The 21,381-nt window shown below is 68.3% G+C and carries 3 protein-coding genes; 1 reads left to right on the top strand and 2 read right to left on the bottom strand.

Annotated elements, in window-relative coordinates:
- Window positions 1-4 precede the first annotated feature (4 nt).
- Complete coding sequence (locus tag Strain318_RS12705) at window positions 5-874, bottom strand: SPFH domain-containing protein (protein WP_367886068.1); 870 nt, start codon at window positions 872-874, stop codon at window positions 5-7.
- A 101-nt stretch (window positions 875-975) separates the two neighbouring features.
- Between Strain318_RS12705 and Strain318_RS12700 the strand changes: the two genes are divergently transcribed.
- Window positions 976-1,779 carry a DUF72 domain-containing protein gene (locus Strain318_RS12700; RefSeq protein ID WP_367886067.1) on the top strand — a complete coding sequence of 268 codons (804 nt, stop codon included), beginning with the start codon at window positions 976-978 and terminating at the stop codon, window positions 1,777-1,779.
- Between the two features lie 9 nt (window positions 1,780-1,788).
- Here Strain318_RS12700 and Strain318_RS12695 read toward each other — a convergent pair whose 3' ends face one another.
- Window positions 1,789-21,360 (bottom strand): Ig-like domain-containing protein, encoded by a 19,572-nt coding sequence (locus Strain318_RS12695; protein WP_367886066.1) that lies wholly within the window; start codon window positions 21,358-21,360, stop codon window positions 1,789-1,791.
- Between the last annotated feature and the right edge of the window lie 21 nt (window positions 21,361-21,381).

Genomic DNA, 21,381 nt, shown 5'->3' with positions numbered 1-21,381 from the left:
CGGCTCAGGTGTACAGCGAGCCTGTGTTCACCACCGGCTGCGTCGCGTGATCCGAGCAGAGCACGACGAGCAGGTTGCTGACCATCGCCGCCTTGCGCTCGTTGTCGAGCGTGACGATCTGCTTCTCGCTGAGCATGCTCAGCGCCATCTCGACCATGCCCACCGCACCCTCGACGATCTTCTGGCGCGCCGAGATGATCGCGCTGGCCTGCTGGCGCTGCAGCATCGCCGCGGCGATCTCCGGCGAGTAGGCCAGGTGGCTGATGCGGGCTTCGACGACTTCGACGCCTGCCTTGAGCAGCCGGTCCTTCAGGGCCTTCTCCAACGTGAGCGAGACCTCGTCCGTGTTCTGCGACAGCGACTGCTCACCCGGCGTGTGCGAGTCGTAGGCGTACTGCACGGCGACGCCGCGCAGGGCCGACTCCGACTGCACCTCGACATACCGGGCGTAGTCATCCACTTCGAAGAGGGCTTCCGCCGAGTCCACGACCTTCCAGACGACGATGGCCGCGATCTCGATCGGGTTCGAGTGGTTGTCGTTCACCTTGAGCTTGGCCGTCTCGAAGTTCCGCACGCGCAGCGAGATCGCCTGCTTCGTGAGGAAGGGGTTGGCCCACCAGAAGCCATCCTGGCGCACCGTGCCCTTGTACGTGCCGAAGAGCACGAGGGCCTTGGCTTCGTTCGGGTGCACGATGAAGAGACCCGTCATCGCGATGAGTGCCACGAAGGCGATGAAGATCCAGACCAGCCCGACCAGGTGCTGCTGCGTCTGGAACGCCCGAACGGCGAAGTAGCCGGTGGCGAGCATCGTGGCGAGCGAGCCGAGGAGCATGAGGAAGCCGTTGCCGGCGCTGTACTTCTTCTCGACGTACATCGGTGGGACTCTCCGTTCGGGGTGATGTTGAAATGATATCACTTCAGTATCGGATACGCAAGTGGGTGGGGTCGGGTTTCAGGCGAGGGTACCTTCTATAGATGCGCATCCGACTGGGCTGCCAAGGCTGGAACTACCCGGCGTGGGTGGGGGGCTTCTACCCGCCGAAGACTCGGGCGGCGGATTTCCTGAGCATGTACGCCCGAGCGTTCGACACGGTGGAGGTGGACTCCACGTTCTACGCGGTGCCGGCGGTGAAAACCGTGCGGGGCTGGGCGGAGCGGACGCCGGAGGGGTTCACGTTCGCGCTCAAGTTGCCGCAGGAGATCACGCATGAGCGGCGGTTCGTCGGTGCGACTGAGGTCGCGGAGCGCTTCTATGATGCGGCGCGGGAGCTCGGGCCCAAGCTCGGGCCGATCCTGATCCAGTGCGGGCCCGATCTGTCGGTCCTCGAGTTCGATGCGGTCGAGGAGTTCCTGCACACCCTGCCTTCGGATTTGCAGTTCGCGATCGAGTTTCGGCAGAAGGCGTGGATCAATGAGCGCACGCATGAGCTGCTGACGCAGCGGAATGTGGCGCTGGCCTTGGTGGATGCGCGGTGGATTCCGCGGGCGTGGATGCTCAAGCTCGCGGCGCGGCCGACGAGCACGACGCATGCGTATGTGCGGTGGATGGGGCCGGATCGCGCGATCACGGACTATTCGCGCGTGTTGATTGATCGCTCGGCGGAGCTGGAGTCTTGGGCGGAGGTGTTGCCGGCGCTTTCCGTTCGCGTGCCGGTGTACGGGTACGTGAACAATCACTTCAGCGGACATTCGCCGGCGAATGTGCGGTGGTTGCAAAGCAAACTGGGCCAGGTCCCGAAGGACCCGGCCCAGTTGGTGGAGCAGTTGGGGTTGTTCTAGCCATCGTGATTACGGCGGCCCAGCGCCGATCGAGACGTAGTAGATCGAGCCATCGGCCGCCACGGCAATGGCGACTTGCAAGCCGGTCACGACATCGAAGTACGAGGTGACGCCCCGCAGGTCGGCGACGTTGGGCACTGCTGTGACCACGGTCCACGACTGGCCCTGCTGGTGCAACACGCGGAAGTTGTCGCCGACGGCGAGCCCGCCGAAGCCGGTGGCGACGACGCCACGGATCGCTTGGGGTACCGGCCGCGGTGCCGCGCCGATGTTCTGGACCGTGGAGCCGTCGTCCAAGCCCAACGTACCAGCCGCGCCGCCGACGTATCGCTCGGCGCCCGAGACCGCGCTGATGGCGAAGAGATCGGTCGCGAGGCCAGTCGACCCGCTCGCCCACGTGAGTCCATCCGCGGACACCAGGAGCGTGCCCGCGGCACCGGCAACCACGAAGTCGCCCCCGGCTCGGGTGATGCCATAGAGGTTCTGCAACGTGCCCGAGGTCGCCGGCGTCCACGAGCTGTCGCTGCCCACGATGATCGCACCGCCGTCGCCCACGATCACGACGGTGCTCGGCGAGAGCACATGGACACCGCGCCACGTCGTGGTACTCGGATGGCTGTACACGCTCCACGCGTCGCCCAGGGAGTGCTTCCACACGATTCGGCCGTTCGCACCGACGGCGTAGATCGCGGTATCAGCGGCGGAAGTGAGACCGTGGACGGCCAATAGGTGGTCGGTCTGCGCGGCGGAGTCCGCTGCCCACGTCACGTTTCCTGGAGCCCCGCCACTCGACGCCTGGTCGCTGAACCGAATCGTTCCGTTGTCGCCAACCGCGAACAGCACCGAGCCGTTGCCGGTGCCCCACACCGCATTCAGCGGGGTCAAGGTCTGGGCGTCTTGGAAGAACCACGCCAGCGCCTCGGTGTGGCAGGTGCTCGGGATGAATTGACCCTTGTAGCCCGTGACGTTCAGCGTGGACGTGGCGCATGGCGCGGGCAGCGTTCCGCGCAAGTCGACGATCCCTTGCGCGCTATCCATGGCGAACTGGTGGCCCGTGATCTCACCCAGCGATCCCGTCACGACCAGCGACCCGCCGGTGAACCGCAGGATGCCGCTGAGTATCGGGATGGAGCCGATCACGACGGTATCGGATGCGAAATCCGTCGCGTCACCGCCGCTGCGAAGGAAGTACACGCTGTTGAACCGTGACGTCGAGTCGGTCATCGAGTTTGCGACGATGCGTGTCGAGAACGGGCCGTTGAACGAGACGCGGTGACTGCCGCTGGACACGAATGAATTGCTGCTGTTGCCACCGTCCTGGATGAAGTCACCGCTCAAGACTCTGATCTCGCCGGCGGTGAGCAGGCCATCCGTGCTGCCGCCGCCGAACTCGATGTCGTGGAATACGATGAGCTCGCCGAGGCTGTTGTCCATGCGCAGCCGACCGGTGCCGGTGGTCCGGAACGAGCCGCTGTCCGCAAAGTCATAGCTACCGAGGCTTAGGATGCCGGCCGAGACCGTCGTGCCGTTCTCGGCGAAGTTCTCGGTGAGATTGACGTTCCCCGCCAGGCTTACGACATCCTCGTAGCCACCGAGCCCGGCTGCGATCTCCAGCTTCGTCTCCATGGAGCCCTGGACGCTCAGCGTGCTGCCCCCAGGCACGTGCCGCATCCGGACGGTTCCTGTGAAGCCGGTGACCTCGCCTTGGACGTCGAGATTGCCCCACAGGTTCAAGGACAGTGTGCCGCCGAAGCCCAGCGTGCCGCCGCTCTCGACCGTCACCGATTTCGCCGAGGCGTCGCTGAACAGCGCCGCGAACTTTCCGGCGGGGATGATGACGTTCGTGTTCGCGTCCGGCACCGCGCCGGTGCTCCAGTGCGCCGGATTGTCCCAGACTGTGCTGAACTCCTCGATGTACGTCGCCGTCGGCGAGATCCCACTGGGGGCGACATCGCCAGGCTCACAGGTGCCCGTCAAGCAATCGAGGCTCGGCGAGGCGTTCACGAACGTGACTGTCGGCAGTCCGGTGACGTCGGTATTGTCGAAGAAGAAGTATGCGCCGTCGCCCACCGGCGAGTCGAAGGTGATGTCGTTGAAGGTCGGCGTCTGCGTGTCCTTGAAGTTGGCGTACAGGAACGTCGCCTCCGGGTGCATCTGTTGGAACGTGACGTTGTCGAGGGCGAAGCCGTTGCCGGGCTGCACCTCGCTGGACTCGAGGAGGAAGCCGACGTTCCGCATCACCACGGCGCCCTCGGCGCCCACGAAGTCGGTGCCGAACGTCAGGATGCGCGGCGTGCTATCGACGCCGGGATTCGCGCTGCGGAACGTGATCGTCCCGGCTGTGGCACCCTCGCGGCCGATACTCACCTGAACGAAGAGATCGGTGAGCAGCGTCGTGGTGGTTCCGCCTCGGACCTCCACGATGCCGAGCTGTGACGCGCCGGTTCCCTCGCCCATCCGGATGGTCCCGTTGCCGGTGAACCGGGTGACATGGCCAGTGCCGTTCGCATTGAGGATGGTGCTATTCCCGTTCAGACCTTCGAGAATAAGGTCCGAACCAATCGTCAGGCTCGTGTTCGTGCCTTGGAGGATGCTTTGCGCATCGGACCGGATGAACACGGAGTCCGTGATGATATGCGTGTCTTGGCCGTCGAGGATCAGCGAGGCGCCGTAGCCATCGACGATCAGGTCGCCACCGGTGGGCATGTCGACGGTCACCGGGTAGTCGCCGGTGCCGGCCACCAGCAGGCCGCCACCGTCGACGACGCGGATGCCCGTTAGGACGGTGTAGGACGGCTCCGGCGTGTTGTCCGCGCCCTGCATGACTGCGCTTCCAGCAACGCGGATGAGGTTGTAGTTGTAGTTCGCCGCGCCGAGTCCCGATCCGTCGTCGGCGGGAATCTGCTGCGTGCCCATCGTCTGCCCGAGGAACGTCACCGTGTCGACGTTGAAGCTGCCGACGCTGCCGAGCGAGCCGTAGACCTCAAGGTGATTCACGGTCAGCTCATCGCTTTCCGTGAGCGCCAGGGTGCCATCGGAGCGCAAGCTAGGCTGCGCGTCGTCGCCCGTGCCGATGCGCAGGCGGTCGCCGGTGATGGTGGTCCCCGAACCCAGCACCCCAATGAACTCGTTCACCGTCGCTGAGTCGACGATGTTGAGCGTGCCTTCGCGGACGAACAGGCTATCGATGCTGCGGCCAGGCTCCGCACCGATGCTCATGGAGAATGACGACGGTGCCGCGGGATCACCGAGCACCACTCGTGTGGAGCCCAACGTGAAGAATGCCTCACTGCGCAGCGAGTCCCAGACATTAAGCGTTCCCTTGTCGAGCAGACCGAAGCTGCCGACGGCGAAGCGTGCCTGACCTTCGACCGTCATCTCCGAGGTTTCATATCGGAGGTGCAGCTCACCGCCAGACAGCACCGCCAGGCTGTCCGCGAGCGTCATCTGCGCCAGCGAATCCGCCGTGTTGCCGATCCACAGTTGCGCGCTGGCGCCGACGATGATTGCCCGAAGCGCGATCGTATCGGTGACGAAGGACGTGCCGCCGATCAGCGTCACGGCGCAGCTCGGGGCGGAGCCCACGAGGTTGTCGCTGGATTGCGCGGCAGGCGTCAGGATGATGTTGCCGGCTCCCGTGCAGCTGGGGGCAGACTCGAACTGGACCTTCTGGGCATTGACCACGCCGTCGATGGTGACCTGTGCGCCGGAGGCAAAGGACACGTTGCGGTACGAGACGCCGTTGAGACTGACCGGTCCGAATCCCGACGCGTTGTCGAAGCGGACGTTCGACGTGGGCGCCGGAAGCACGCCCGTATCCCAGTTGTCCGGGTTGCCGGCATTGGTGTCCTCCGTGCCAAGGAACGTGTACTGGGCGAACTCATCCCAGCCCGAGATCGTGGCGTCGCTCTGCACCTCGATATAGCCACTGTGTCCTTGCGGGTTCACGACGGATAACGCCACGACAAGCGCAGACGCATCCGACACCGTATCACGGGCCACGAGGTAGCGGCCGGTGGTCGGGGTGGGGCCGAACGAGAGATTCGGGAACGAGGTGGTGCCGCCTGCGCGGTCCACGGTGAGATACGTGACGGTGGGATCCATCGAGGAGAAGGAGACCAGATTGACGATGTCGTCCGTCCCACCATCCACCAACCGCACGCGCACGTTACTCAAGTACGTGCCCGCGCCGCCGTTCCGGATGCCGCCGGTCTGCATCAGTCGGTTCACTCCCCCGCCGCCGATGAAGTCCGCATTGACGCTCTCGGTCGTCAGGTTGACCGCGACGTACACGTCGGAGTTCAGGGTGACGCTGGTGCCGGTCTCCATGGCCTGCAGCGAGCCGAAATGCGAGGCGGCTGCGCCAGGCGTCGCGAACGTGATCGTCGCTGTCGTCGACGTGAGCCGCGTCCGATGACTGTTCGACGCCGCGAAGGCCTCGGACGAGCCCGTCTGTGTGAAGTTTCCGGCCACGTCGAGCGACCCGGCGGTCAGGGCACCCGCGCTGCCGCGACCTCCAAACGTCACGTCGGCGGCCGCCTGCACGGACCCGGCGGCGTCGGTCATCTGGAGCAGGCCGGAGTCCGCCACGACGAGATCCACGCCTTCGCCCAGCGTCAGGGTCCGTTCTCCCACCGCCAAGGTGCCCGTGCTGTCGATGAGCAGCTGGTCGCGGGCGACGAGGGTATTTGCCGCGAGTGAGAACGTCCCGCTGCGCACGCGCAGCTCGCAATCGAGGTAGCCGCCGACCGAGCCCGGGGTGGCGTTCCCGACCAGCGCAATCCGGCCGCCAACGCCGCAGGTCAGGCCGTCGTTGGCCGGCATGCTCAACAACTCGGTGATGGTCAGCGTGGCGCCGGAGACGAGAATGGCGCCGTCGTCCTTCTCGGACACCAAGGCCCGCACCGTGGCCGGAAGCGCAATCTCCGGCATGGTGATGACGGTGGCCGGGACGAACACCGAGTCCGTCGCCGTCGGCACCGCGAAGGAGCTCCAGTTGGCGGGGTTGGTCCAGACTTCGTTCACCGCGCCCGTCCAGATGAAGTCAACCTCCTCGAGCCAGTTCTCCAGGATGGCGCCGTTCTCGAAGAGCACGCGACCTGCGTGCGCAGCCGGGGTAGTCGTACCGGTCACCTCGATGGTGAACGTGTCATCATCCATGGTGTCGGTATCCCGGGCAACGAGGAAGTCACCCGTGAAGCCGGCGCCAGTGTCGAAACTGGTGTTTGCCAGCTGGACCGTGCCGCCGGCGCGGTTGAACTCGAGGTTGGGCATCGCCGAGCCGTCGAGGTTCAGGAAACGCAGCCCGGCCACGACGCCTGCGACATCGCCATCGTCCACGCGGACGCTGATGCCATCGAGCGTCAGCGAGTCGATGACGCTGAGGCCGCGCAGGCGCAGCCAGCGATCGTCGGTCGCGTTCGAGACGATGCGGTTCGGTGCGTTCGGACTGCCGGTGCGCAGCTGACCGGTGGCCCACACGTCGGTGGCCAAGGTGACGTGCGAGATGGCCTCGGCACCCGCAACCTCGATGTCGCCAAGGTGCGAGGCGCCTGGGTCGTACCCGGGCAGCGCAAACGAGACGCGTTGCGCCCCAGTGCCGGTGAACCGTGTCGTGAAGCCCGGGCCACCGCGGAGCGCGCCTGGCTTACCGCTGACGACCAGATCGCCCTCGAGGCTCAGCGTGCCGGCGGTCAGCAGGCCGTCGGTATCGCCGCCATCGAATCGTGCGGTGTCCTCCACGGTCAGGGATCCGCTCGCCGACTGCATGGTGACTGTGGCGCTGTCCTCGACGGCGAACACGCCCTCGACGAAGACCGCCGCCACCAAGCCCGGCGGTGCGATCGTCATCGACCCGCTGTTCCGCACGACCAGCGACGAACCGAGGTTGTACGGTGCGCTGACCTCGACGTTCGTGCCGAGGCTGACGTTGCCCTCGATCACGATCGGCATCGTGTACGTGCGCTGCGGGATGAGCGACTGTGCCGTACCGACAAGCTGCAGCGTGCCGCCGATCCAGCTGCCGGAGAAGTCCCAGTCGCCGCCGAGTCGGAGCGCGGCGGCGTTGAGCTGGATCGACGTCGAGGCATCGCCGCTGATGCTGCCGTCCACGCGCAGCTCGCTGTTGTTGTCGAACGAAACAGACGTGCCAAGCGTGACATCGCCGCGCACGGTCAGCGCGACGCCGTTGCCCGAGACATCGCCGGCGTCGAGCTGCAGGTTCTGGAAGCCCGACTGCGCCGGATAGTTCAGCCCGACGACCACCGGACCGCAGGACAGGCAGGACTGGTTATCGACGATGACGGTATGGGTGCCGCTCGCGTCGAAGGAGGTGGGCACGCCGTTCTGTTCTTGGACCAGCCCGGTGCCGGTGCGGATGATGCCCGCGGTGAGCAGGCCCGTCGTACTGCCGCCGTCGAAGGTGGCCCGCGAGCCCACGACGAGGCGGGCATCGGCCTCCGTCATGGTCAGCGTGCCGCCTGTCTGCGTGGTGAAGGTGCTGTCGATGGTGAGTGTCGAGACGCCGAGGTCAAGCCCACCGTTGTCCGACACGAGCATGAAGCGCGTCCGCGTGTCGCCGTTGACACCGACGGCTCCGTTGATGACCTGCACGGCGCAGTACATGTTGCCGCTGATGGACGATTCGTCATTGACGCCGTCCACGATGATGCGATTGGCGGGGTTGCTGCCGCAGAACAGTCCGGCCTCGCCACCGGTCGGGGCATTCACGCTGCCCCGGAAGGTGACGATTCCGTCGATGTTGATGCCCGCCCCCAGGTCATAGACGTCCAGCGATCCGTAGGTACCGGCCGGGATGGCGGCCGGCAGCCGGCTGGTGACCGGGATCTCGATGCGAACACCGGTGAAGGGCACCACGCCGTCATCCCAGTTGCCTGGATTCGACCACTCGTCGCTGACGTTGCCGTTCCACACGAACTGCGGGAAGTCCGGCCAGTCGTAGATTGCCGCACCCGGGTTGTCGATGCGGAAGAAGTTGAAGGCCGGGTCGGGATTCACCATGGTGATCTCGAGCTGGCCGTTCTCCGTGCTGTCCGCGTCGCGGGCCACCAACAGCAGCGCGCCGACCGCAGCCGTGTCGAACTCGAAGTTGTGGAAGGTGTGCATGCCGTTGCTGCGGACGACCTCCATCTGCGTCACCGCGTCCGGCATGTCGTAGAAGCCGATGCTGTAGAGATCGGGGTCGAGGTTCGCACCCTCGGCGATGCGCAGCGCCACGTTGTAGAAGCCGAGGTTGCTGCCACTGGGCACTTCCGTACCGCGGGCGACGACTGTCCGCGAGGTTGCCAGTGCCGCAATCTCGCGCGAGTTCGCGCTGAGCGGCGCCCGCAGGACGCCGTTCACGTAGATGTCCGAGCCGAGCTGCACCTGCGTGCCGCCCTCGTCGAGCGCCACCTCAACGCTGCCGAAGTGCGAGCCCGCCGCGCTCGAGTCGGGGTTGGCGAACGTGACCGGCATGTCTTGGCTGCGCAGGAGCGCCGTGATGTGGTTCGCTCCGCCTTGGAACGCGGTCGCCGAGCCCGACTGCGTGAAGCTGTCGTGCAGTTCGAGGCGTCCGAGCGTGAGAGTGCCGCCGGTGGGCGTGGAGCCGAAGACGGCAGGACCGAACACCCGGACGATGTCCACCTCGTTGCCCATGACCAGCGTACCGTTGTCGGCAGTCACGAGCCGCTGCCTCACGGTGAGCTCGTTGCCATCGGGCGTCACGCTGGCTGTGCCGCCGATCACCAGCGAGTCCATCGCCGATGTACCGGTGAGGGTGACCGCACCCGCCGTGGCCACGAGACCGCACTGCAGGTCGCCCGCGATGCTGAGCGCAGCAGGCGCCGACTTCAGGACCACGCCGGAATCCGCGCAGGCGGCACCGTTGGTCGCCGGCAGGATCAGACGCTCACTGACCGTCAGCGGCGCCTGCACATCGATTGGGAACAAGGCCGTGCTCACGAGCGCGCGGACGCTGGCCGGGAACTGGATGATCGGTGGCTGCTCGCCCGACACGTACACGGAGTCACCGGGCTGTGGTACATACGGCGCAGACCAGTTGGCGGGGTTGTTCCACTGCCGGTTTCCGCCGCCGTTCGTCCATTCGAGGAACGCGTACGGGCTCCACCCGCTGAGCGTCGCACGGCTCCCGATGACGATCCGCCCGACGTGGAACTCGGGCGCAGGGTTCACCACCGTGACCGTGAGCGACTCCGGTCCCACCGTGGCATCCACCAGCTCGAGATAGGTCGGGTTGGTCGCCACAGTATCGAACACCGGCGTGTTGATCGGCACCTCGAGCGAGTCGCGCTCGATGCGCAGCTGCGTCACGCCGTCCTGGTTGTCCGCGAACTCCAGGTTGTCGAGCTGCGTGACCGCCGCGCCGTCCAGGATCACCAGCGGCAGATCCGAGAGCAGGAGCCCGCCGATCTGTGCGCCGCGGATCGTCAGCGGCGTGCCGACGCCGATGATGCGCTGCTCCGTGCCGACGGTCTCGAGCTGGCCGTCCACGAAGACCGCGCCGCCGCCGAGCGCGAGGCCGTTCTGCTTGTTGAGCAGCAGGCGGCCGAACCGCGAGTCGGTCGCGCCGGAGCCGCCGAAGAAGTCGAGCGACGACTCCACCGCGCCGTAGAGTTCGACCGTGTGCGACGGCGTCGCGATGAACGCGCTTGCGCTGGCGGTGAAGTTCTCCGCCACGCGCAGCGTGCCGGCCGTCAGGTCGGTGTCGCTGGCCGCGCCGTTGAACACGGCGTTGCCACCGACGGTCAGCACGTCGCCGGCGTCCGCCATGCGCAGCGAGCCGTTGGTGCTCGTAGACAACGTGCCCGTCACGGCGGCTGCCGATCCCACCACGTCAAGCACGCCGCCGTCGTAGACGTCGAGGTCGCCGTTGTGCGTGCCGTTGATGGAGAAGTAGCCCTGCACCGAGATCAGTGCCGTGAGGCCGGTTGGCAGCGTACCCGCGCCGGCGGCTACGATGGCCGAGTCGATGACGGCCACGGCGCCCAGCGTCGGCATCTGATCGATGAACGCGAGCGTCTTCACGCCCAGCGAGTCGGAGACCAGTGCGGAGCCCGCCCCGGCGATGACCCTGTGGTTCGGCGCGCGGAAGCGGAAGTTCTGGACGTCGAAGCGCCGCGCCTTCACGTGGCTGTTGATGTCGAGGACATCGTTCAAGCCGGCGTAAGTGGCCACGATGACACCGAAGCACTGCAGCGCGCAGCTCGTGTCCAGTGCGACGTCGGGCGCCGCCAGCGTGATGCTGTTGTTGCTGCCCGTGAAGTGCGTCTCGTGCTCGGCGGCAGGCCGGAACGTGCCCGGATCTGCATTGGTAGTGCTGAATGCGCCGCGCACGTACAGGCGGCCGCCCGTCAGCACGCCGGCGCCGGTGACGCCGGCCAGCACGACATCGCCTTGTGCCGAGATCGAGGAGCCGGCCGCTTGCTCGAGCCCGGCCGTGTCAAAGGTCTGGATGCCACCGTTCACCACGACGGAGTCGCCGCCGTCCATCACCAGGCGACCGCCGCTCTGCAGCGCCAGCTCGCCGTTGATGAACAGCGCGTGGCCGGGTTGCGGCGTCACGGCGTAGCGGCCGTTCTCGATGGTCAGCGTCGGCAACTCGCCGCTGATCGTCTGCGCGCCGCTGCCGTTGGCGATCACCGTGCCTTCGGTGAACGCGAACGCCGACGTGGCCGGCGCACGGATGCTGCCGCTGACCGTCACGTTGAAGCTGCCGATGTCGAAGCCCGTCACGCCGTCATCGATCACCAGCTTGGTCATGGCGACGTCGCCAATCAGCACGGGATACGTCGGGCGACCGGACGGGATGTACACGGAGTCGAACGCAGTCGGCACGATGCCGCCGATCCAATTCGCGCTGTTCGTCCAGCTGGTATCGGCGTTGCCCGTCCACACGGCGTTGCCGATCAGCTCGCTTACGGACACGTCGAACTCCACGCTGTCGGCGTTCGCGAGTACTGCGCGCGCGGTCTGCAAACCGATCGTGGTGCCAGCCGTGAAGTTCACGGACGCGTAGCCGCTGGCGTCGGTCGTGGTGCCCGTGGACGCGGATCCGTTGACGAGGCCCCCACCGCTGCCCGCGAGTACCGTCCAGTCGACCGACGCGCCGCTGACCGGATTGCCGAAGGCATCGAGCGCACGTACCGTGAACGCTGTATCGAGCGGCAGCGTCGCGAAGCCGCTCTGGCCCATGCCGGAGACCTGCTGCAGCTGCGCCGCCGCGCCGGCGGAGACCGCAACCGAGAACCCTACGTCTGCGAGCCCAAGCGAACCGACGAGCACATTGAACGTCGTTGCGTCCCCAAAGACGAGATCCGTGAACTCAACCACACCACCCGCCGCGGTGAGCGGCGCGGTAACGGTGTACTGGGCGACCTGGTCGTCTAGCCCGAAGCTCACGTTCCCGGTAAACGAGGTCGCGAGGTTGCCGTAGGCATCCCGGGCCTCGACCCGGACGACGACCGTGTCACCCGCGGTTGCCGTCGTCGGCGCGCTGGTCACGACCAGTGCAGCAGCCGCGCCCGCCTCGGCCGTCATCGTGAAGGTGACGCTTGAGTCCGGCAAGTCGGAGATGGCAGCCACCACCGAGTAGCTGCCCGCCGTCGTTCCCAACGTCACGCCCTGCGACATCTCGCCGTTGAGCCCCGTACCGATGGCCGACTCCCCGAGGGTCACGCCGGGCGAGGCGGTCCACGTCAGGCTCACGCCGCTGACGGGGTTGCCGAAGGCGTCGGTCACGCGCGCGACGAGCGGCGCACCGAGCGCCGTGTTCACCGTCCCGGTCTGCGCATTGCCGTCAGCAATCGCGATGTTGACCGCCGCCGCTGCGCTCACGGTGAACGTGTTCGACACAGCACTGTCGAGCCCGGTCGCCGTGAAGCGCAGGCGGTACGCGCCCGCGACGCTCAGCGAGAGGTCGCTGAACGATGCACGTCCGGCGACCGCGTTGACGGTCGTCGTGCCGCCGATCGTCGCACCGCTGGGGCCGCTGTCCACGACCACCGAGACCTCGCCTACGAAGTCCAGGGCTTGGTTGCCCAATGAGTCACGTGCGTCGACCTCCGCCAACCCGAGTGTCGCTCCGGCGAGGGTCAGCCCCGGCTCGAATGCCGTCGTCAGTGTCGCGGCGGGCGCGTTCACGGCGCTCAGCGAGAAGTTGACCGATCCTGCGTCGCCCGCCGAGCCCGTGACGGTGAAGGACCGCACGGTCGAACCGAAGGTCAGGGTCGTGCGCGCCACGCCGAGCGAATCCGTGAACACCGCTGCCGAGTCGAGGACGGCCTCGCCGCCCACGCTGACGGACCAGAAGACCCCAGTATTCGGGACAGGATTGCCGAAGGCATCGCGAACCGTCATCGCGAGCGGATTCGCGATTGCCGTGCCGACCGCACCGGACTGTCCGTCGCCGGAGGTAATCTCCACCGAGGCGCCCTCACCCGGCGCCACCGTGAACGCGTCGGTGGTGTCTGCCGCCAGTGCGCCGGACCGCACGACGAACGCGTACTCCCCGGCAAGCGTCAAGCTGATGCCGGTGAACTGCGCGAGCCCCGAGCCGACCTCGGACACCAGGTTCACCGTGCCGCCGATCGGTCCGACCGTCGCCGTCGAATCGAGGTCGAGCGTCACCGTCGTACCGCCGGCGACGACGGCGTTGCCGAAGGCATCGCGCACCGCCACGACGACGGCGGGTGACAGCGCCTCACCAGCCGTCGCGGTCGTGGGCGCCTGGACGAAGGCCAACTGCGCGGCCGCCGCCGGTGCGATCGTGAACGACGCGCTGAGCGAGTCGGGCAGGCCCGCGGCCGAGGCGCGGAGCTGGTAGGTGCCGGCGGCCTCGATGCGAAGGTCCGAGAAGGTTGCAAGGCCCGCCGTCGGCGCGAAGGACGTCGTGCCGAAGATCGCCGGTGCCGGATCGGAGTAGATCTCGATGGTGATGGGGTCCGTGAAGCCGGTGACGCGATTACCGAAGGCGTCAACCACCTCGACCGCGAGGCTGCTGAGCGTCTCGCCGGCCACTGCGTTGGTCGGATTTACGCTGAAGTTCAGCGCTGCGGCCGCTCCGGCGCCCGTGTTGTACGTGAACGTGACCGGCGAGCCCGTGAGCCCGGCGTTGACCGCCGTCACCTCACCGCTCTCGGCGAACTGCGACGCCGTGAGCGCAATCTTCGAGAAGCCCAACGAGTCGCTGAGCACGCTCGACGACGAGACCAGCGCCGTGCCGACGCTCACGCCCCACGACACCGGCACCTCGGCGACCGGGTTGCCGAATCGGTCGGCGACGCGGACGACGAGACTGTCCGCCGCCTGTCCGTTCGGTGCCAACATCTGCCCGGTGCCGCTGACGTACACCAAGCTGTCCGCCGCGGCGGCGGTAATCTTGAAGGTGTCGCTGACGATCGGCGTGGTTCCATCCGCCGTGAACCGCAGCCGGTACGCACCAATCTTGTCGAGCGTGAGGTCGCTGAACGTGACGACACCCGCCGTCGCGTTCGCCGAGAGCGTGCCGCCGAGGGTCGCGCCGGCCGGGCCTCCGGCTTCGATGCTGACCGTCACCGTTCCGGTGAAGCCCGTCGCCACGTTCCCGAGGCTGTCCTCCGCCTGCACGACGATGCCCGCGAGCGTCGCGCCGGCCACCGCATCCAGCGGCGCCGTCGTGATTGCGAGGACCTCGGCCGCACCGGCGGTCGCTTCGGCCGTGAACGTAGCCGATCCGGCGAGGCTGGCGTTCGCCTCGATCTGGATGCTGCCCACGGTGGATCCCGCGCGGAACGTCGTCCGGGCGACGCCGTCCGCGTCGGTTGTCGTGATCAGCGAGTCAGGCGTGGCCGCCCCGCTCGTCACGCTCCAGTCCACGCTCCAGCCGACGATCGGATTGCCGTACGCGTCCGTCACGCGCAGTGCGAGCGCAGAGTCCGCGGCCGTACCGACCGTCACGGTCTGCATGTTGCCACCGACGACGGCGACCGCCGATGCAGGCGCCGGCGAGACGACGAAGCTCGCCGAGGTGTCAGGCACGAGCCCCGGCGCCGAGAACACGAGGCGGTACGAACCCGTCGCCGTGAGCTCCAGGTCGAGGAAGTCCGCGCTGCCTTCGGCGATCTGTTTGGTGGTGGTGCCGCCGAGGCTGCCTGCCGTGAGCGACGCGTCCACCGCGACGCTGATGTTCGCGGACGATCCGCCGACCACGTTGCCGGCCGCGTCCGTCACGCGGACCAGGAACATGTCGAGTGCCGTGCCCGCCGTGCCGCTGCTCGGCTGCGACATCAGCGCCACACGGGCTTCCGCGCCCGCCTGGACGTTGATGCTGCTGTTGAACCCGGTGAGCCCGTCGGCCGAGATGGCCAGTCCGTAGCTCCCGGCTTCACTGAAGAGCAGGTCGTCGAAGGTGGCCACACCGGCCACGGCAGCGACGGTCAACGTTCCGCCGATGCTGCCGTTGGGGCTGACTTCGACGTTCTTCGCGATCGTGACGTTGCCCGTGAAGGTCGTCACGCGATTGTCGAACTCGTCGACCGCCTCGATCACGAAGGCGTCAGCCGCGACGCCCGACGTCGCCGTGGTGGGCGCGGAGACGCTGCGCAGCGCGACGGCCGTGCCGGCGCTGGCGGTGATGGCGAAGCTGCGCGTGATGAGCCCCTCGCCGGCCACCGACGCGGAGAGGTTGCCGGCCGTCGTGCCCACGCCGAGGTAGTTGAGGGCGCGGCCGTCGGCGTCGGTCGATGTGCTGGCGAAGGTCAGCGCGGTGCCGACGGTGCTCGACCAGTTGAGCACGACGTCGGGCACCGGGTTGCCGAAGGCATCCAGCACCTGTACGACCATGCTGTCTGACGTACCGCCGACGGCCACCGTCTGCGGGTCACCATAAAGCACAAGGATCGTATCGGGCGCCGCGGCCGTGATGAAGAACGCATCCGTGTCGACGTCGGCGAGGCCGGACGTCGAGAAGCGCAGCACGTACTGGCCCGTCTTCGTGAGCACCAGGTCGCTGAAGGTCGCGACGCCGAGCGTGAGCGACGCGCTCGTCGTGCCGGAGAGCGTGGACGACGCGGGAGATGTCGCCAAGGCCACGGACACCGACCCCGTGGCCGCCGTCGCCACGTTGCCATAGGTGTCGCGCAGCGTCACCGTGATCGGCGAGAGCGTGGTGCCCGCCGCGCGGTCGCCCGGCATGCCGGTGATCTCCATCGTCGCAGCCGCCGCGGCGATGCCGGTGTGCGTGAAGGTCACGCGCAAGTCGCCATACGCAGCCTCGACGCTCGGGTCCTCGCGCGTCGTCGCCATCGTCAGGCCCATCTCGGCGTAGCCGTCGGCATCCGTGTACGAGACCGTCGAGTCAACCTGCGACACGCCCACCGACGTGCCCCAGACGATGCCGATCGCGGCGATCGGGTTGCCGAAGGCGTCGCGCACGCGGATGCGCATGGGCTGCGCGAGCGCTGCGCCGACGGCCGTCGGCTGGTTGTTGCCGCTCACGATGGTCATCTCGGTCGCGGCCGCCGTCGAGACTTCGAACGTCGCCGTCGTGTCCGGCGTGAGACCGGCCGCCGTGACGACGAAGCGGTACTCGCCGGACTTCGTGAGGCGCAGGCCAGGGAAGGACGCGACGCCGGCCACCGCCGTCGCCGTCGTCGTGCCTTCGATCGTCCCGGCGGTGAGCGCCGCATCCACCGCGAGCGTGACCTCGGTGCCAGCCGTCGTGACCAGGTTGCCGAAGGCATCGAGGACCTGCACGGACGTCGTCGTGAACGTCGCGCCGGCCGTGTCGCTCGCCGGCTCCGTGATGATGTTCAGCGACTTCGCGATGCCGGCGACGACCTCGACGGTCGTCGTCAGGCTCGAGGCGCCGACGGCCTGCGCGTACACGGTCTTCAGGCCGATCGACGGACCCGCGATGACCTTGGTCGATGCGTCGCCGTTGGCGTCGGTGATCACCGACGTCTCGGTGAAGCCGACGTCGTCGAAGGTCACGAAGCTCACCGTCACGTTGGGCACGGCGTTGCCGTAGCCGTCCTTGGCCCGCACGGTCCAGGCGTTCGCGGTCGTGTCACCCGCCGCGACGGTCTGCTCGCCGCCGCTTACCAACTGGAAGCCGTTCACCGCATCGGGCGTCGCGGCGAGCGTGAAGAGCACGGAGTCAGGCGTGAGGCCGGCCGCGAAGGCGCCGACCACCACGCTCCCCGCGATCGTGCCCAGCGTGGGCGTCGTCTCGGCCACACCCGCCGCGTCCGTCTCGATGGAGAGCGGGAAGCCCGCGAGCGTTCCGGACAGATCGTTGAAGTTCACCGTCACGCCGCCGATGCCGTTGCCGTACGCGTCCGTAACGCGCACGCGAAGCGGCGAGGCCAGGGTCGTCGCAACCGTCGCCGTCTGGCCGTCGCCGCCGGCCTTCAGCAGCAGGCTCGGCGCACCCGCCGTCACCGTGAACGCGTCCGACGTGAAGATCGGGCCATTCTTGGCGGTGATCGTGAAGTCCCACACGCCCGCGGAGTCGATGCGCACGGCGCTGAAGGTCGCGACGCCGTTGACTGCCACGACCGCCGCGCCGGCCTTGATCAGGCCCGGCACGCGCAGGGAGGCCGGCGCGCCGGCCTCGAGCGAGACCGTGTCGTTGAAGGCGCGGACGACGTTGCCGAAGCCATCGCGCACCTGGAAGACGAAGGCCGACATCGTCTGGCCCGCGTCCACGTTGGTCGGCTGCGTGATCGGATACAGGTTCGCCGGCGCGCCAGCCTGCGGCAGGGCCGTGAAGATCGCCGGCGTAGTGACGCCGGTCGCCGTCGCCGACACCCGCACCGTATCCGTCGTGGTCCCGATGACGACGTTGCTCTCCGCGCGGCCGGCCGCATCGGTCAGCACCGGTGTGACGGTGACGCTCGCGGCCCCCGAGGTCGCCATGAAGTCCACGCTCACGTTCGGCACGGGGTTCCCGAACTGGTCACGCACCTCCACGACGAGCGGGTTCGCGAGCGACGTCTGCAACGTGGCAAGCTGGAAGTCGCCAGACACCACGACCACGGTGTCCGGAGCGCCAGCCTCGGCCGTGAAGGTGACGCTCGTATCCGCGATGAGGCCCGCCGAGGACACCTGCAGGCGATAGGTCCCGGCACGGTCGACGCTGAGCCCTGTGAACGTGACCGCGCCCGCGACCATCGCGCGCGTGAGCGTACCACCGAGCGTCGCACCGGCTGGGCCCGTGCGGATGCTGATGGTGGCGGAGTCGCCGTACGCGTTCGCGAGATTGCCGAGCGCGTCACGCGCCTCTGCGCCGACGCTGAACGCCGCCCCAGGCACGATCGTCGACGCGGGGGCGGCGGTCACGGCCACTCGCGTCGCGAGCGGAAGCGTGGTGTAGAAGAAGTCCCGCGAGTCCGCCCCGCCGATCACGAACGCCGTGACGGCGCTGGCCGCCACCGGCACCGCCGGATGCGTCGCCGTGTTCTCGGCGTAGCCACTGGCATCGGTCAGCACCGTGTCCCCGGCGAGGACGGCACCGCCACCTTGATCGATCCACGTCGTCTTCGCGCCGGACACCGGATTGCCGTGCGAATCAAGCACGCGCACGCGCAGCGGAGCCCCGAACGGCTGGTTCACCGTCGCGGTGTCGTTCCCCCCGCTGATGAGCAGGAGCTGCCGGAACCCATCCGGCCGCACGACGAGCGGCGCCGACACGCCCGTCAGGCCGCCCTTCGTCGTGCCGCGCAGCACATACGTGCCCGCGACATTGATCTCGAGCCCCGCGAACTGGCCGGCGGGACCGCCGCCGCTCGGAATGAACTGCGTGAGGACGGACGGCGGCAGCAACGCGCCGGTCGGCGGCCCACTCTCGATGCTCATCGTCACCGAGTCCGAGAGCGTCGTCACACGATTGCCGAGCGCGTCGCGGAACTCCACGAACAGCGTCGGCGGGAACGGCTCGCCGGCCGTGACCGTATCGGGCTGCGAGGTGAACACGAGCTGTGTCGCGGTGCCGGCGGTGACGACGTGCTCGAAGATGAGCGTGCCGCTGACGTCCGTCGCCGTGACCGAGGGTCCGAGTGACTGCGGTCCGGCCACGGTCGCCGCCGTCGCCGTGTTCTCGGCGATGCCCGCGGCATCCGTGAGCACCGTTCCCGAGGCTGCGAGCGTGACGACGTCGACGCTACTCCACTGCGTGGGATGTCCGGCCTTCGGGTTGCCGAACGCGTCCAGCACGCGCACGCGCAGCGGCTGCGGGAACGCGCTGCCGGCGACGACGCTCTGGTTGTTGCCGCTTTCGATCGCGAACTGCGCGGCGGCGGCCGCGGCGATGGCGAACGCGGCCGTGGTGTCGCTGCTGATGGCCGGCGCAGCGATGCTGGCCCGCAGCGTGTAGCCCGCGCCGGCCTTCTTGATGACGAGATCGTCGAAGCTGACCACGCCGGCCACGGCCGCGCGCGTCACCGTGCCTTCGAGCGTGCCCGCCGCGGGGTTCGTTGCCAGCGAGACGCTGACGTCGCCGGTGAACGTGGTGACGACATTGCCCAGCGCATCGCGCAGGGTCGCCGTGAGCACCGCGAGTGGCGAGCCGGCCGTGTCGCTGGCGGGGATCGCCGAGAGCACGAGCTGCGCGGGCGCGCCGGCCGTAGCCGTCGCGGAGAACACCACGTCCGTGAGCGTGGCGACGCTGGCCGTTGCGGACTGCGCACCGGCGCCGTTGCCCAACGTCCACGTGGTGCTGGCGCGGCCGTCACTGTCCGTCACGCTCGTCGTGGCGCCGAGCGAGCCGCCGCCGGTGGTGATGGCCCAGGTGACCGACGCGCCGCTCACCGGGTTGCCGAAGCCGTCACGCACGACCACCGTCAGCGGCGAAGCGAGCGCGGCGCCGGCGACGCCGGTCTGCTCGTTGCCGCTCACGATCGCAAACTGCGAAGCGCTGGCAGCCGTGATCGAGAACGCGACGCTGGTGTCCGGCTGCAGCGTGCCGCTCGTGGCCTCGAGGCGATATCCCGTGCCGGCCTTCTGCACGCTGAGATCCGCGAACGTCGCGACGCCCGCCACCGCGTTCTGCGTGGCCGTGCCCGCGAGCGTGGCCGTTCCCGCCTCGCGCAGCGTGAGCGCGATCGGGCCCGTGAACGTCGGCGTGAGGTTCCCGAAGGCGTCCGTGCTCCGCACGGTGAGCGCCGGCGTGAGCGCCGCGCCCGCCACTGCGTTCACGGGTTCCTGCACGAAGCTGAGGCGCGCGGCCGCAGCCGGCGCGATGCTGATCGCCGTCGTCGTGTCCGGCGCGAGCGCGCCACTGCGCGCGATCAGCGTGTACTCGCCCGCGAGCGTGAGCGCGAGATCCTCGAATGCGGCAGTGCCGCTGACGGGCACGCGCGTGGTGCTGCCGCCCAGCGTCGGCGGCTGCGCGCCGGCGACGACGATGACGACGGAGTCCGCGAACGTCGGCACCGCATTCCCGAACGCATCACGGGCAATCACCGTGAGCGCAGGCGCGAGCGCCGCACCGGCGACCCCCGCCGTCGGCTGTGCCTGGATCTCGAGCCGCACCGGCGCGGCGGCCGTGGCCGTCGCCCCGACGACGAGCGGAGAGCCCGTCAGGCCGGCCGACGTGGCCGTGATGGACTGCGCGCCGAGCGTGGCGCCCAGCGTCCAGACCGTCTTCACGTTGCCATCGGCATCCGAGGTGTCCGTCGTGACGCTCAGCGAACCCGCGCCCGTGGTCACCGCAAACGAAACGACGACGCCTTGAACCGGGACGTCGTCGCTGGCCAGCGTGCGAAGGATGATGGTGTCGCCGAGTGCGGCGTTGACGGCGCCCGTCTGGGCGCCGCCGCTGCCGAGGACGAGCTTCGAGGCCGGCAGCGCGACGGTGAACGTCGCGGTGTCGGCGCGCAGGCCGTTCGGCAGCTCGGCGACGATGCGCGCAGTGCCGCGCACGGGGCGCCAGGTCGCGACGCCCGTCGAGGGGTTCACGACGCCGCGCGTGGTATCGAGCGAGGAGAAGACGAACGGCGTGTTGTTGATCGGACGATCGGCGTCGTCGAAGGCGGTGGCCGCGAACGCCGTGCTGCCACCGGAGACCACGCTGCCGGTCTTCGGCGTGATCGCCACGCGTGCCGCGCCCTTGCCCGGGCCGTCGTAGACGACCGGCACGTTCACCGGATCGGTGGCCCCCGGCGTGCCGAGCGGCTTGGCCACGAGCGGATTCGGCCCGCCGCGGAAGACCGTATCGCCCGCCGCGTTCACGTACGCCATCGCGACCGTCAACGGCAATCCCGCGCTCGGCGCGTCCTGCGGAATCGGGATCGTCAGGGCGAGTTCGACGAACTCGGCATCCGACGGAAAGTCGACCAACGTGTCCTTGAGGATGCTGCCGTCCTCGCGGCGGAGCACCACGCGCACCTTCTCGAAGGGCACGGCATCGCCGGCGCCATCGATCGCGGCCATCGGTCCGGTGAACTCCGGCGCAAACGCCAACATGGCGATGCGGCTTCGGTCGGGGCCGGTGACTTCACGGCCGCAGGAGAGCAAGGAGAAGGCAAACAGCGCGGCAAGAGCCGCGACACGACGGGGCGCCGAAGGGCCCGGAGACGGACGCATTTTAAATAGGAAGAGAGGCGC

The organism is Pseudogemmatithrix spongiicola (assembly GCF_030623445.1).
Lineage (GTDB): Bacteria > Gemmatimonadota > Gemmatimonadetes > Gemmatimonadales > Gemmatimonadaceae > Pseudogemmatithrix > Pseudogemmatithrix spongiicola.
Note: the sequence above shows the minus strand (reverse complement) of the source record. Positions and strands in the feature narration are given on the sequence as shown.

What these genes read in the sequence shown, in the direction of transcription:
- Strain318_RS12705 (WP_367886068.1), bottom strand. Translation starts at nt 874, where the DNA reads ATGTACGTCGAGAAGAAGTACAGCGCCGGCAACGGCTTCCTCATGCTC.
- Strain318_RS12700 (WP_367886067.1), top strand. Translation starts at nt 976, where the DNA reads ATGCGCATCCGACTGGGCTGCCAAGGCTGGAACTACCCGGCGTGGGTG.
- Strain318_RS12695 (WP_367886066.1), bottom strand. Translation starts at nt 21,360, where the DNA reads ATGCGTCCGTCTCCGGGCCCTTCGGCGCCCCGTCGTGTCGCGGCTCTT.